The organism is Undibacterium sp. GrIS 1.8 (assembly GCF_040544445.1).
GTDB lineage: Bacteria > Pseudomonadota > Gammaproteobacteria > Burkholderiales > Burkholderiaceae_D > Undibacterium.
The window spans coordinates 1-14,375 of record NZ_JBEONQ010000035.1 but is presented as its reverse complement, the minus strand read 5'-3'; the positions used below and the strand labels follow the sequence as shown (position 1 = coordinate 14,375).

The 14,375-nt window shown below is 43.5% G+C and carries 11 protein-coding genes and 1 tRNA gene; 3 read left to right on the top strand and 9 right to left on the bottom strand.

What is annotated here, in order from left to right; all coding sequences use genetic code 11:
• Positions 1 to 23: 23 nt before the first annotated feature.
• Together ppnN and AAKU64_RS15800 are read right to left on the bottom strand one after the other, a co-directional pair.
• On the bottom strand, positions 24 to 1,394 hold the full coding sequence (gene ppnN / locus AAKU64_RS15805; RefSeq protein WP_354334307.1) for a nucleotide 5'-monophosphate nucleosidase PpnN: 1,371 nt from the start codon (positions 1,392 to 1,394) through the stop codon (positions 24 to 26).
• Between the two features lie 83 nt (positions 1,395 to 1,477).
• Complete coding sequence (locus AAKU64_RS15800) at positions 1,478 to 4,234, bottom strand: diguanylate cyclase domain-containing protein (protein WP_354362409.1); 2,757 nt, start codon at positions 4,232 to 4,234, stop codon at positions 1,478 to 1,480.
• A 284-nt stretch (positions 4,235 to 4,518) separates the two neighbouring features.
• Here AAKU64_RS15800 and AAKU64_RS15795 point away from each other — a divergent pair.
• Positions 4,519 to 4,595: transfer RNA gene (locus AAKU64_RS15795), tRNA-Met, on the top strand.
• A gap of 134 nt (positions 4,596 to 4,729) precedes the next feature.
• Positions 4,730 to 5,725, top strand: a complete 996-nt coding sequence (locus AAKU64_RS15790) for a site-specific integrase (RefSeq protein WP_354362408.1) — start codon at positions 4,730 to 4,732, stop codon at positions 5,723 to 5,725.
• A 24-nt stretch (positions 5,726 to 5,749) separates the two neighbouring features.
• On the opposite strand, the gene AAKU64_RS15785 is transcribed toward AAKU64_RS15790, so the two are convergent.
• The 3 genes from AAKU64_RS15785 to AAKU64_RS15775 all read right to left on the bottom strand — a co-directional run bounded on the left by AAKU64_RS15785 (position 5,750) and on the right by AAKU64_RS15775 (position 8,789).
• Positions 5,750 to 6,571: a substrate-binding periplasmic protein gene (locus AAKU64_RS15785; RefSeq protein WP_354362407.1), complete on the bottom strand. Its 822-nt coding sequence runs from the start codon at positions 6,569 to 6,571 to the stop codon at positions 5,750 to 5,752.
• A gap of 777 nt (positions 6,572 to 7,348) precedes the next feature.
• On the bottom strand, positions 7,349 to 8,011 hold the full coding sequence (locus tag AAKU64_RS15780; RefSeq protein WP_354362406.1) for a diguanylate cyclase domain-containing protein: 663 nt from the start codon (positions 8,009 to 8,011) through the stop codon (positions 7,349 to 7,351).
• A 73-nt stretch (positions 8,012 to 8,084) separates the two neighbouring features.
• Positions 8,085 to 8,789: a GAF domain-containing protein gene (locus AAKU64_RS15775; RefSeq protein WP_354362405.1), complete on the bottom strand. Its 705-nt coding sequence runs from the start codon at positions 8,787 to 8,789 to the stop codon at positions 8,085 to 8,087.
• A 587-nt stretch (positions 8,790 to 9,376) separates the two neighbouring features.
• On the opposite strand from AAKU64_RS15775, the gene AAKU64_RS15770 reads away from it, so the two are divergent.
• The gene (locus tag AAKU64_RS15770; protein ID WP_354362404.1) at positions 9,377 to 10,654 is read left to right on the top strand and encodes a methyl-accepting chemotaxis protein; all 1,278 of its coding nucleotides are present in this window, start codon (positions 9,377 to 9,379) and stop codon (positions 10,652 to 10,654) included.
• A gap of 366 nt (positions 10,655 to 11,020) precedes the next feature.
• Here AAKU64_RS15770 and AAKU64_RS15765 read toward each other — a convergent pair whose 3' ends face one another.
• From AAKU64_RS15765 to AAKU64_RS15750, 4 genes are all read right to left on the bottom strand, one after another.
• Positions 11,021 to 11,833 (bottom strand): EAL domain-containing protein, encoded by an 813-nt coding sequence (locus AAKU64_RS15765; protein WP_354335494.1) that lies wholly within the window; start codon positions 11,831 to 11,833, stop codon positions 11,021 to 11,023.
• Positions 11,834 to 11,877: 44 nt separating this feature from the next.
• Positions 11,878 to 12,291: a BLUF domain-containing protein gene (locus AAKU64_RS15760; RefSeq protein WP_354362403.1), complete on the bottom strand. Its 414-nt coding sequence runs from the start codon at positions 12,289 to 12,291 to the stop codon at positions 11,878 to 11,880.
• 329 nt (positions 12,292 to 12,620) lie between these two features.
• Positions 12,621 to 13,607: a GGDEF domain-containing protein gene (locus AAKU64_RS15755; RefSeq protein ID WP_354362402.1), complete on the bottom strand. Its 987-nt coding sequence runs from the start codon at positions 13,605 to 13,607 to the stop codon at positions 12,621 to 12,623.
• Between the two features lie 250 nt (positions 13,608 to 13,857).
• Positions 13,858 to 14,375: hypothetical protein (locus AAKU64_RS15750; protein ID WP_354362401.1), on the bottom strand; the 518-nt coding region annotated here is incomplete at its 5' end.

Below are 14,375 nucleotides of genomic sequence, written 5' to 3'. Positions count from 1 at the left end.
ACATCTAATTATGCTACTAAAACTTATTTTATAACGCGATAACACGGTATATATGCTTTGCCTGGTAGTTTCATGCGACTTTGTGCAACAAATGAGTTAAGCAAGGCATCCATGGACTCCATCAGAGTGACATCGCCCCTGATTTCAAAATGGCCATGCTTCTCGATGGCACGTATCCCCTGGTCTTTGACATTGCCTGCGACCACGCCTGAAAAAGCGCGCCGTAAATTGGCCGCCAACAAATGGCGCTCCTGATTTTTGTGCAACGCGAGGTTGCGCATATTCTCATGAGTGGGATCAAACGGCTTTTGGAATTCTGTATCGATTTTTAACAACCAATTGAAATAATACGCATCTCCTCTGGCTTTACGGAATTCTCTTACCTTCTTGATACCGGCCTGCACTTCCTGCGCGACTAATACGGGATCGTTCACAATAATTTGATAGCGTTGCTGCGCCTCTGCACCCAAAGTATGAGCAATAAATTGATCAATTTGTTTGAAATAATCCTTAGCGCTTTCTGGTCCTGTAAAAATCAAGGGAAAAGGCATTTCCGCATTTTCTGGGTGAAGCAAAATACCCAACAAATACAAAATCTCTTCCGCCGTACCTGCTCCGCCAGGGAACACGACAACAGCATGACCTACTCTGACAAATGCTTCTAAGCGCTTTTCAATATCAGGCAAAATAATCAAATCATTGACGATAGGATTTGGTGCCTCTGCCGCGATAATACCTGGCTCAGTCAGCCCTAAATAACGTCCGCCGTGAATACGTTGTTTCGCATGGCCGATCGTTGCACCCTTCATCGGCCCCTTCATTGCGCCCGGACCACAACCGGTGCAAATATCTAAGGCTCGCAAACCCATTTGATAACCCACCTGCTTGGTGTAGTCATATTCATCACTAGAGATGGAGTGCCCGCCCCAACAAACGACGATATTAGGATTGATTTGTGGTCGTAAGAAATTAGCGTTGCGCAGAATGTGAAATACCGCGTTGCTAATACCTTCTGTGGCTGTCAAATCGAACTGTGGATTGTCTTCTATCTCGGACTGAACAAACAAAATATCGCGCAGCACAGCAAACAAATGCTCTTGTATTCCCTTGATCATTACACCATCAACAAAGGCGCTGGCAGGTGCCGCTTTGACGTCCAGCTTAATGCCACGTTCACGTTGGACAATGCGAATATCAAAGTTCTTATAACGCTCCAGCAATTCTTTACCGTCATCCAGACTGCTACCGCAATTTAATACAGCGAGTGAGCATCGGCGAAACAATTGATAAAGACCGCTATGGCTGGTATCCAATAATTTTTGTACTTCGGCTTTGGATAAAACTTCCATCCGGCCATCGGGTGAAATTTGTGTATCAATTACGGCATATTCCATGTGTCGCATATCTTTCTAAATAGGAATGAACTCAGGCAGTCGCTTAGTCGATATCCGAACGTACCTGTGATGATGTATTTATTTTACTCGCCGGGCTGCTTGGCACGCAAAGCATGGACTACAGCCTCCGTCACTTTATTTGTAGTCATGCGCAATTCGTTATTGAGTATGGCGGCTTGCGCGTCGGCCTTCAAGGTACAAAGCAATAATTCTGGCCATGCGTGTTCTTCCGCCAACAAGCCAACCCAACCATTTCTGCCAGAATGCTTCACTGAATATAAGGCGATATCAGCAATATCAATTACGTCTTGCCAGTCAATCGCACGTGGATAAGCTGTCACGAACGGGAAACAAGCAAAACCAATCGAGCAAGTCTGACGGATAAATAGGTCGCCCTCAAGTTGGAAGGGCACATCAGCCACAATAGTTCTCACTCTCTCTGCCAGTTCTTCAGCTCTGTCTCTTGAAGTGCCACGTGCCACGATCAAAAATTCTTCACCGCCCCACCGTATCAGGTAATCAGAATCGCGGAATACTTGCTGCAAGCGTTGCCGTATCTGCACCAAGATCGCATCACCGGCAGCATGACCATATTTATCATTGACTTGCTTAAAATGGTCTAGATCAACTAGGAACATTAGCAAATCTGTATCTTTTGGAATTGGGTCATCCGTGGTAGATGGCGCCTGATAGCTACGAATACTTAAAGCGACATCAGCCTCAATATTTTGAGTCAGAAAACGTCGGTTTTTGAGTCCGGTTAAAGGATCAGTCAAACTCGCATCTTCTAATTCAAGCAAAGCTTGTTCTAGCTGTTTTTGAGTTTTTTGTAAATTGTGGTGCGTATGAGCGTTATCTAAAGCGATAGCACCGTATGCACATAAGCTACGAAATATGAGTCGTTGCCGCTCCCCGTAAGCGGCTTGGTTGGGCGACTGTATCGCGATCACACCCAAGATATGATCGCCGACAATCAAAGGGCCATACAAAGCGATGCGCATGCGATCAGCATTGGATACATCAGAAGACGAATTAGAAAATCCCATCTCCATCAACAATTCTTGGCCCTCAGTGATACAACGCGCAGCATTGCGGGTGCTTCTATCTGGTGTCGTCAGTTGCAAAGAAATAACTTCGCCATTTTCTACCCGGTGATACAAGTTCAGACTAATGCCATCTGCGTCTAACAACCAGATGGATAAATCAGATGCATCTAATAAAGCACTCAGGTGGCGATGCAGCCCGTGACAAACATTTTCGAGGTTTAAGTCAGCGGTGATTTCTTGACCGATCTTGCTCAGTAAATCGAGAGTTTGCGAGGTTTCTATCAGGGTCGCAGCTAGCTGCTGATGATGCAATGCATCAGCTCGGGCACGTTCAGTCTCATGACGCACTTGCATCAATGTTGCCCAATTTGCCGCTTGTTTGGTACGCTCGCGCTGGTCAGCAGCAATCGCTTGTTTGGCATACGCAAACGCGCGTTGGCCATCGCCCGCGTTGGACCAAGCTTCACCTAAAGACAATAACAATTTAGAAGGTGCCAGCCAACCAGGTACCGTGTTACCAAAGTTCAAAGCTCGCTCAAGATAATGCAAGACGATATTCGGTGCCGTCATATCCGCAGGTGAGAACGAAGTATGACGACCATAAATTTCGGCCATTGCCTCGTTAATATCAACACCCAGCGCATCGAAAGATAGCTCGTCGATTAACTGTCTTGCCTCCTCAATCGCTTTTAGCGCGGCATCTGGCTGACCTGCTGTTGATAAGGCGCGGGCGTAACAAATCAAATGCTCAGCCAAATTATTACGCGAACCTGCTTCACGGTACAACACAATTGCGGATTCAAAATAACGTGCCGCCTGAATCGCATCTCCACGCAACAACAAGGTATTAGCAAGCTCTGCCTGCGCAATTGCTTTGTGAATACCGATCTTGTTATCACTCATGCGCTCTAAGGCTTCTTGCAGCACAATCTGGCTTTGTTCTAACTGCCCCAAATGCCGTAATAATTCGCCCAGGCGCATCATACTGTAACCAATTAATGCAGGCCATCCAGTCTTGCGCGAGCAAGATACCGCCCAGTCATAGCAAGCTGCGGCCTCTTCAAAGTCACCAAGTTTTTGCAAGCAAACGCCCGCGTTTGATGCGGCGACAATCGCCAACCGTAAAAGCCCTGCCTGTTCAGCAGATTTACTGGCGTCGTGGTACATCACAGCAGATCGAGTCAGTTCAGGAGAGAATAAAATTTCTCCTTGTGTTGCTGAAATCAACGCGGCAACAGCGGGGTGTCGTGGCTCAGGATTGAGAGTAATCAGTTCAGCCAACAGCTCACTTGCAGCCAAGCTATCGGTAAATGCCGTTAAATAAATCGCCCAGCCACGAGCCAGGGTTTGGCGCATGTGATCGCCAACTCGCCCAAAATTACTGCTGCCATTTTGAGCAGCGGCAATGGCGCGCTCCAATTGACCTTGTTCCAGCGCGATCACTGATTCTGTTAAGGCGGCGTCGCCCTCGCCGACCGGATCTCTGGCAGCAATAAAACCCGTTCTGGCACTTTGCAAAAACTCTTCAGCGTTATCAAATTCGCGGAACAGCGCAGCCACCTCAGCGCGGATTAATGCCAATCTGGCGCGCACGCCGCGACGCTGGTCTGGCATCAAAGGGCTGTTGCGCAACAAACCGTCAGCCTCGTCCACCAAACTTAATGCCCGCTGGCTATCGCGCTGCCTTAAGTGCCAGGCAACGTTGACTAAGGTGTTAACTCTTGCTGCGCCAGCCAATGCAGCCAACTCGGTCTCAAGCCGATTTACTTCATCATCAAGCGCGTATAAATACATGGAAATTCTTTAAATGTGCAAAAGCATCAAAGCGCTCTATTATGCATGCATTTTATGTAGGTTTTATTGCGATAAGACATTATCTTGAGTGAAACATACATAGATCAAAATTAGCCTTCAGTTTGCGTGCGGCTCCACCTATTTTTTTCAACATTAAACGACAGAAAAGTTTCCGCAAAAAAATAGTAGTGCCGATATGAATGTAGTAAATAATACGGTAAAACATTATTTTCAGTAATAGATTGTGAAGTTCGTAATCGACCTGTACAATTCGTTCCTTCAGACGCGGGGTGGAGCAGTCTGGCAGCTCGTCGGGCTCATAACCCGAAGGTCGTAGGTTCAAATCCTGCCCCCGCAACCAATAAAATCAAAGGCTTACAGAATTGCTGTAAGCCTTTTTGCATTTAAAACGATTTATTGCTGCAATTTTGCTGCACTTCCGTTTGAAATGCCGGTGTCTATACCCTGTTCCTCAACCTCAATTGGAGCAGAAGTATGGCAACAATCAATAAACGCGGTCCGTATCAATATCAAGCCATTGTCCGGTGCAAAGGCTATCCAACCCAAACACGCACTTTAGAAACCACCAAAGCAGCCAACGACTGGGCCAGAGACGTCGAGGCAAAAATGCGACGTGGTGAGTTTAGCGACCGTTCAACCGCAGAAAGTACGACACTCGGCGATGCATTAGAACGTTATCGCTTGGAAGTAACGCCCGCTAAGCGCGGTCACGTCAAAGAAAATTACCGTCTTTTGCAGTTGATGCGACACCCTCTGGCTTTACGTTCACTCGCCAGCCTACAAAATGTCGACTTTTCCACTTACCGTGACCAACGACTGAAAGAAGTTAGCCCAAAGACAGTACAACTAGAACTCTCCGTATTCTCTGCTGTACTCAATACAGCCCGCCGTGACTGGTCTATTTCGGTCGCCAATACCATCACCGATATTCGCAAACCAAAACTCCCCAGAGGGCGCTCGCGGCGTCTGGTTGGCGATGAGGAGAAGCGCCTGTTTGATACTGCTCGTAAGAGGGAATCATCTGACCTAAATTTATTAATCTTACTTGCTATCGAAACCGGTATGCGTTGCGGAGAAATGGTGTCCTTAACTTGGGATCAAATCGATCTAGCTCATCATTTTATTCATTTGGATATGACAAAGAACGGGACTGCTCGGGATGTGCCTTTGTCAGTCACTGCAGAATCTGCTCTGCGTAGTGCCCAACAACATCCACATGGTCGATTGACGGGATTCCAGGCAACGGATGGCGTTACTGCGGCATTTAGTCGACTTTGCCGACATGCTGGCATAACCAATTTACGTTTTCACGACCTACGCGATGAAGCGGCGTCCAGATGGGCGAAAATTTTACCCGCAGCAACACTTGCAAAAATCTTTGGCTGGAAAACCTTGCAAATGGTGATGCGCTATTACAACCCTACTCCGGATGAGTTAGTAGCAGCTATCCGGCAATCGACAGCGTTGTAAAAACCTACTTGTGTTGGCAAGTACTCAAGATGCATGTAAGCCAATACGATAGACATCCATCGAAGCCTGTTCATTAGGCAGCCATTTTTGGTAAATTTTTTGAAATGTTCCATCCTTTTTAATTTGACGCATTGCGCCCTCCCACAACTTAATAGTGGCAAGTGGGGTCTTTGCCGAGAACGCTAGAAAAAGTTCCAGACTATCCAGAATCATCACCGGTTCTACATCATCGCCAGAGTAGCCTATTTCCTTTAACACTGATGGCACGACAACACTGCCTTCTGACCACAAATCAAAGCGATTCATCATGAGCATTTTCGCAGTGATCTGGGGCGCCGCAGCTAAATCCAAAGTGTGAAAGCCTTTTTTTACCGCTGCATCTGCAAATATGCTGTCTCTATATGCACCTACAGGAGCGTCGTAGATTTTGTCTCCTAGGGACAATAACCTTTTTGCATTCCCTTTTCTTGTGTACAGCACCGTTTTGGATACTGCCACTGGACCAAGCAAGGTCATTAGTTTTTCTCTTTCAGCAGAGCGTCCGACTGTAAAAAGCAAGACGTTGGGGTCTTCTAGCACCGCCTTGTATCCCCTCGCCCAAGGCACAAGTTGTATCGCTGAATTTGTTCCAATTTTCTTTTGTAATGCATCCACTACTTCAACTGCCATACCATCTACTTTATCGCCGTTTTTAAAACTGATTGGTGGCCAATTTTCGGTATAGATGGTTAATTCAACACAATAAACTGGTGTAGCCAGTGCGCTGAAAAGAAAAGGCACAGTAAATTTACATATATTCAATTGCCATGAGTTTAGTTGGCTAGTTGTGATTTTAAAAAGGTTCATAAACAACTTCTCCAAATAGATTTCCCCTAATTTGGTAGTAATCGCATGACTTCGAAATTGACGTCACTCGAAATCCTGAGGTTTCTTTTACATTACATCACTTCGCTTTAGCACAATCAAATAAACTTGGCAGACTAGGCACTTTGAAATTTAAATCTATCAAAATTATTAGATGCAAAGAAATACAAAATATTAAGATTTTCGTAGGAATGAGGTTCAATTGATTTCAAGCTCAGCAGCCAGTCAAGAGAGTTATTTCATTGTTGGTTACGCAACTGCAATGTTGAACTAGCCTTTTATGTCTTGAAGAAGCATGCCTTGAACCTTATTTTTATTTCATTGCAACCGAACCTTGTTGGGTTAGTACTGACGCGTTTCACTCTCATGAATTTAAAGTCCTGACCGGTTGCACCGCAGACGGAAATCGTTTCGGGAGGCGTCTCATGAACCTATGGTTAGGACTTTGTAACCTTCACGATCTAAACGAGTAATGTTAGTCGTCAGATGCCTATATTATTTTAAGCAATTAGCCGGCTCGCTAAAGCTTACTTAAGAAACGCTGAAATTTTGCAGGACTGCGATTTTCAGGTGGCATGATTATTCACAACTTTAGAGGGAATATATGAAAGATGAATATGAAGTTCCTACCCCACACGAACACGCATTTGATCAGGCCTTCTAAAGAGAAAATAATGGTATCGCTCAATAAACTGCTTTAATGATATCTTTAATTACTATAGATAGCGCACTCATCAACTATAAACTAGGTTACTTCGATCAATTCACGACTGTCGTAACTATATTTTGTTCCACAAAGGTGACGCTCCTGCTATCCTTCGATCTATTTTTTTTTGCGTAGTACATTGCTAAATCTGCCCCTTTTATAAATTGTGCTGCGTCGCTTTGCGACTTGTATAAACTGATACCGATACTTGTATCGATCAAAATTGCGCTACCAGGTAAAGGCAGGTCTAAAGTTATTACAATTTTTTGAGCCAATAATTCCGCTTGCTCTAAGACTTGAATGCCTTCTGCTAGAACTACAAATTCGTCACCTCCAAGTCGAGCTACCGTATCAGTTTCACGTAGGCAGCTACATACCCTATTGGCAAACTCTTTAAGTACCTTATCCCCTACTTCATGACCGTGATTGTCGTTAATCTGCTTAAAACCATTCAGATCCATGAACAATAAAGCCAGGCCATGTTGTTGGCGACGATGCCGGGCAAGTGCTTGCTCTAAAGTATCCATGAAATGTCGCCGGTTGGGGAGGCCTGTTAATCCATCCGAAAGCGCCATTTCGCGCAAGGTACCTTCCAAGATCTTGCGTTGAGAAATATCGTGCAAGAAGGCGGTAAATTCGAGCCGTCCGCCGATATCGTTTACATTTAAACTGACTTCTACATGAAGTTTTTTACCTTGTCGGTCTACTACCAACAATTCCCGACGTATTTTGGAAGTATCCTGAGCGTTGATGTAAAAATTTTGGAGAATTTCGTTGAAGCTATTTCGTTTATCTGGGGGGGATGATGAGATCGACTAAATTACGCCCTATTGCTTCATCACCTGTCCAGCCAAACAAACATTCCGCTGCTCTATTCCATTGTGTGAGAATTCCATCGCGGTCTGTTGAAATGACGGCATCATTCGCATGCTCAAGAATTGTACGCATACGCTGTTCACTTGCGCTTAGCTTCGCCTGCATCTGAACCATCGCATCAAAGGCTACTTGTTTACCCAGCGCAGCGCCTAGCGCGCCAGACATAAGACTCAAGGTTTGAATATCTTCGTCATTGAATGCTGATGGTATTGCTGACATTACCTTAAGGACACCTACTGGTACTCCATTTTCAAAAAGTGGCGTACAAATCATAGAACGAACGCCAATCTTGCGACAGGCATTAATATCCACCCTGGGATCAGATTCAGCATCGCTACAATTGAGTACCTGAGTGGAACTCACGCATAAGCCAGATAAACTGTTTGCACGCAGAAGGCGCAGTCCAACGTATTGTGCTATTGCTCCGCTCGCTGAACGATAAAACATATATTCACCATCTACTAATTCAATGGCGGCCCCTTTAGCTTGGGTTAGCTCCTGCACCGTGCCCACTACAAGTTGCATAAATACATCAAGGTGTAAATCAGCCTGAGCGATCAACGCCTGTGTTTTAATTATTCGTTCTAACCGGCTCTGTTGCCCTTCCCTATTTTTCATTTGCGCCTCCAATGAGAGTGGGGTTTTAGGCTAAACGCTGAATTTATTATACTTCTGTTGATTTTGAGAGCTATGATTTTTCTGCACTGAATCGCTCATTTTTTGCTTGTTCAAAGACTTGCGGGGGACTTTAATAAGGTCAACTAATTAATCATAAAAAGACTTGATATGTCTGAAATGAGTTTTCATATCTGTAAGCTAAATACGCGATCAAATAGCGTTCTTATTGATAACTACCCATACGCTATTGGCAAATTAATTAATGTAATCTTTAGCATTATTAAAATGGAAAATCTGTTTAAATAATCATGATCGACCCACAAACTTTTTACCTTTATCCAAAAAAATCAAGTACCTTCAAGGCTCAATTTTTTAATATTAGAGTTTCTCGCGATGAAAATATTTTCGGATCATCTTCTAGCAATAAACGCACGATCTGACAAAGTCATATTTTACGTACTTGCTGGCATGCAAGTTTTTCCTTTTCACTTGCCAACTGGTACGGCACTTGGCTGTTGTCGTTTTTGGTTGGAGTTCCGTTACTTTCAATTTCAGCGATACTAGTCTACAAAAAACCAGGTAGTGTAGTGACGCGTCTTTTCAATGGTGCAGCAACCATGATTTATTGTGCTCTCCACATACATCAAGCAATGGGCATGACGGAAATTCATTTTAACATTTTTGCATTTTTAGCATTTTTGCTAATATATGCAGATTGGCGTGTCATTTTGATGGCGGCAACAGTAGTAGCAGTCCATCACTTTAGTTTTGATTATTTGCAAGAAATTGGCACAGGTGTAATGTGTTTTGCCAAACCGAGTTTGGCGATTCTATTTACTCACGCCGCGTATGTGATTGTCGAAGCCTCAGTACTTTCCTATATTTCAATCAGTATGCATAATGATCGTATTCAGGAAGCTGACCTGATGAACTATACGAGCGCCTTAACTAGCACGGAAGGCTATATTAACCTACAAAACCAAGGCATTAGTCCGACAAGCGCATCTGGATTCGCCCTGCAACACATGATAGAAACACTTAACTCCGCAGTGCACTCGGTTAAACAAGGCGTAGGATCAATTATTACCGCATCGACAAAAATTTCTTCTGGCAATTCTGATTTGCTAAGTCGAACTGACGTGCAAGTAAATGCGCTGCAAGAGGCAGCTGGTTTGATGAGCGGATTGAGAAGCCTAGTAAAACATAACGCGGATAATTCCAAGCATGCTAACCAACTTGCTACTTCAGCATCGAATATTGCTAGCGATGGGAACGTTGTTGTAAGCCAAGTCGTTGAAACGATGGGATCGATCAAAGGTAGTTCGAAAAAAATAGTGGAGATCATTGGAGTGATTGATGGAATCGCTTTTCAAACAAACATCCTTGCATTGAACGCAGCCGTTGAAGCTGCGCGAGCTGGCGAACAGGGGCGCGGTTTTGCTGTTGTTGCCAGTGAGGTACGCAATCTTGCGCAGCTCAGTGCGAGTGCAGCTAAGGAAATTAAGCTGCTAATTATTGATTCTGTTGAAAAAGTTGATGCAGGGAGTGACTTGGTTGATATTGCGGGTAAGACAATGAAAGACATGCTCATGAGTGTGCAACAGGTTACTAACATAATGCATGCCATCGCAAAATCGAGCGAGGAACAAAGGATTGGGATTGAACAAGTGAGTCAGTCCGTTAATGTTTTGGAGGAAACAACTCAGAGAAACTCTGTACTTGTAAGAGAGTCAGCAACAGCTGCCGAAAGCATGCAGGAGCAAGCAGAAAAAATGAATAGTGTTGTAGATTTGTTTCTAATTTCGGAAGTAAAAACTCGCGCAATATCTTCCGCTGCAGTTCAAAAGTCTCGAAGTTTTTACTGATCACTCACCGCTGGCTGAATAAAACAATAACTTCTGAGTTGCCTTGAAAAAGTTAGTCTCTAATTTCTTCGGTTCAATTCATACTGACATATTTTTATAAATAAATGTACCGATTAGATATGATGAGCAAACTAGCTTGTTCTAAGCTAAGACTACTGTTTATTTAGTTGAAAGGTAAATCATTCAAACTCGATAATAGTAACGTGGCAAATTTAGATTAGTAAAATGATCGCATCAAAACGACAAATCGTTCCGAAATTGATTAAAGCAAAGCAACGCAACTAAATTGTTTTTTCAAAAGGTTGGTCTCATTCAGCCGCGATATGAAAGACAAAAAATCTTTAGTAATAATCTACGATACTATTTTTATTCCCAGGCTGCATCCGGAATAACTCCCAACCCTTTAAATACGGGTTTAGAGAACCAGTATCCTTGCATTAAGTCGATACCCGATTTTTTCAGAAAATCTCTCTCTGCACGTGTTTCTATGCCTTCAGCAAGCACCTTGATGTTTAATGCCTTGCAAATATGTACAATGCCACAGACGATCGCCTGCCTGGGTAAAAAATGATCGATGTCGCGCACCAAATCCATATCAATTTTGATGATATCTGGTTGATACTCTGACAATAAATTTAGTCCGGCATACCCTGCACCAAAATCGTCAATCGCTGTATGAAAACCAAATCGCCTATATTCCTTGAAAATATTGACCAAATGTGGGCGGTCCTCTACTCGTTCACCCTCCGTTACTTCGAAAATTATTTTCTCAATAGGAAAATTAAATTTCTTTGCTGCTTCAAATGTAGTTCGAATGCATACTTCAGGACGATAAACTGCATTTGGTAAGAAATTAATAGATAACAATTCCTGCATGTTTAACCGTGCCGCGCCTTCGACCGCTTTTGATCGGCAAAGTTGATCAAATCGATAACGATTTCCATCATTAATTTTCGCTAAGATACTTGCCGCAGATTCCCCGTTTGGGCCGCGGACCAAGGCTTCATGTGCATATACGCTGCGGGTAGATAAATTAACTATAGGTTGGTAAGCATATTCGAACTCAAACTCGAACGGCTCATCGTTTCGGCAAGCAACACATTTATTAGTCGAAGCAACATCGTGAGGCAAGCTATCAATATCGCCTCGATATGAGGTATCAATTTGAATCGGAATCATTAGCAGACCTCAGTTGATTAACCATAAAGCTAAATTACGTTTTTCTAGCTTTTAAAAATTTTCAGTAAAGCTACAGCAGGTGATGCTACTCCAATCTTTCGGTCAGTCTTTGCGGCCTCGATGACTTCAACAAGTTCGTCATATTTATCTGCCTGGCGGTCATCTAGATTGGTCATATTCATGCTCCAGCGCGTGAAGGTTCGAAACTTTGCTGGTTCATTGTGGATGATGCGGGAATTTTTATGACGTGGATCTTTTTCAATTTTGTCGTATAACATCTTTAAGGTATCTTTTGGCCCTTCAAGAACCTGCAAGAACCAGCCACCGTTATAAAATAGACTTCCAGTGACATCAATGATTTCATTATTAATCTTAGCAATTTTTTGAATGCCTATTAAATCTTCTGACGACATCTTTCTTGTGGCTTGGCTAATATAAATTAGTTGGGTAAGTGACATTTACTATCCTTTGTAGAACGAATAAAATTGAAGTTATTCAGACGAATTAAAAATTACGATCTAAGAAAAACTTGCCAGAAAGCATGTTATCACAAGTGATTTTTTTAAGTTTAGATTGCACACCATAGATTTTAGACCACTCGTTATCATAAATTACATCAAAACTATCAGTTAGACCAGCGATAATTTCAAGGAGGTTTAACTATTCTATGTTTCCATAAATAACCGGACTAATCATTAATATTCCGGTCGCAGTGAAATGAAATTTGAAGGCTCTCCTGACTGCGGGCTCATTACCAAAACTGGAGACTGTATTGAGTATATGAACGTTATCTGAGCTTGCTTAAATAGAGCGCTTTGTCGGCTTGATCAAATAACTCAGACGCTTCTGTGCAAGTTGGTGATGAGGTTGCCGTTCCTACCGACATTCCTACCCTTACTTTTGCGCCATTAGCTAACTGGATCTCCGGTCGAATTGAGTCAATGAGACGTCGCACCATTGAATTCGCATCATTATGGTCACAGCATCGTGCGACTACTGCAAACTCATCTCCTCCTAGACGTGCCAGTAAATCTCCTTGGCGCATTTGTTGGGAAAGTCTCCTTGCAACCTCAAATAACACTTGGTCGCCTGCGGGATGTCCAAATTGATCATTTATTTGTTTGAAACCATCCAGATCCATGCATACTAAGCTGTAGGGGACACCCGACCTCACTGCATATGCCATTTCAGCCGAATTAGTAATATCGAATTGAGCCCGGTTAGGAATCCCCGTTAGATAGTCAGTCAGAGCTAATTGTTTTAATTCGACTGCGCGCTTATGGCTTTGTAGGGCGTTCATCACAATGACTCCAAAATCACACAAGGCATCTCGTTGAGATGTCGAGAATATACGCGGTTTAGAGTCAATAACAGCAACCGTGCCTAGCACATGGTCATTCCAATCTACCAGGGGTACACCGGCATAGAAGCGTAGGTGAGGGGCAGCTGCTACAAGTGGATTTGAAATAAACCTTTGATCGTTAAACAAATCATTCACGATTAAAGGTTCCCTGGGAGACATGATGGTATGTGCACAGAAAGCAACTTTCCTATCGAGCTGCTGCACGTTTAACCCAAGCTTTGATTTAAACCAAAGTCGATCAGTGTCCATTAGAGCTACGACTGCAACCGGTGTATCAAAAGTGTGGGACGTAATTCGAGTAATTGCTTCAAATTCTAGTGAGGGTTCTGTATCCAATATTTGATATGAGCGCAGTGCATTAATTCGTTGCATTTCGTTTGTCGGCAAAGGACATATTTGATCTACTGCCACATTACACTCCTTCAAAATTCGAGGCTAACGTCTAAGCTTTCCAGTTCATTGTAACTTTTAACGCGAGTATTTGTTGACGCCCCCCATCGGGGGTGCGTCAACATCAATATCGCACATTACACAAATGTCTATTGTTAAAGCACCTCGTGTCCACCTGTAAAAATAACCTGCGACTGCGTAATAGCCTGATGACATAAAAGCGAATCCCTTGTTTTGATGAAGATTTTTCCTGTGCTCTTTAAAAATAAAATCAAACGTCCTTTAGCGTTAGCCACTGCTGAATCGTCTCCTCAGACCAAGCCAAAGACCGCCCAGGATTATTTGGCGGCGACACTTTGAGCGCCGCGTAAATACTATCAAACAGTATTTGTACCGATATATCATCGACATCCTTCCTGTTTTCAGCAGCCTTTAATGCAGACCAAATCATGCATTTAAGTTGATATCGTTGTTGGTTAACCCCATAAAATCCTGGCCGTTTCTGCTGGTACTCCAACCATCTAACGATGGTTGCTGCTGCCTGTGGTGTGAGCTTTTTATAGCTGCTCAGAAAGCGCCCAATCAATTCGGTTGCCATCGCTTTGGCTTCATTAAAGGATTCTTTACTGATGACCCATGTCAAATGTCGACCGCCGCTACTCATTATCTCTTGACCATCCTCATCGACTATCACCTCGCCTTTGCGGTTCTTCGCTACATGCTTGCGGTGTTCAAGCTGCGTCAGTTTATAAATACGGGAGGTCTCCCAGCCGTCATGTTCGGTTCGTT

Bases quoted from the DNA above. Each gene is read 5' to 3' on its own strand.
- AAKU64_RS15800 (WP_354362409.1), bottom strand. From the start codon at position 4,234: ATGTATTTATACGCGCTTGATGATGAAGTAAATCGGCTTGAGACCGAG.
- AAKU64_RS15785 (WP_354362407.1), bottom strand. From the start codon at position 6,571: ATGAACCTTTTTAAAATCACAACTAGCCAACTAAACTCATGGCAATTG.
- AAKU64_RS15775 (WP_354362405.1), bottom strand. From the start codon at position 8,789: ATGAAAAATAGGGAAGGGCAACAGAGCCGGTTAGAACGAATAATTAAA.
- AAKU64_RS15765 (WP_354335494.1), bottom strand. From the start codon at position 11,833: ATGATTCCGATTCAAATTGATACCTCATATCGAGGCGATATTGATAGC.
- AAKU64_RS15760 (WP_354362403.1), bottom strand. From the start codon at position 12,291: ATGTCACTTACCCAACTAATTTATATTAGCCAAGCCACAAGAAAGATG.
- ppnN (WP_354334307.1), bottom strand. From the start codon at position 1,394: ATGGAATATGCCGTAATTGATACACAAATTTCACCCGATGGCCGGATG.
- AAKU64_RS15790 (WP_354362408.1), top strand. From the start codon at position 4,730: ATGGCAACAATCAATAAACGCGGTCCGTATCAATATCAAGCCATTGTC.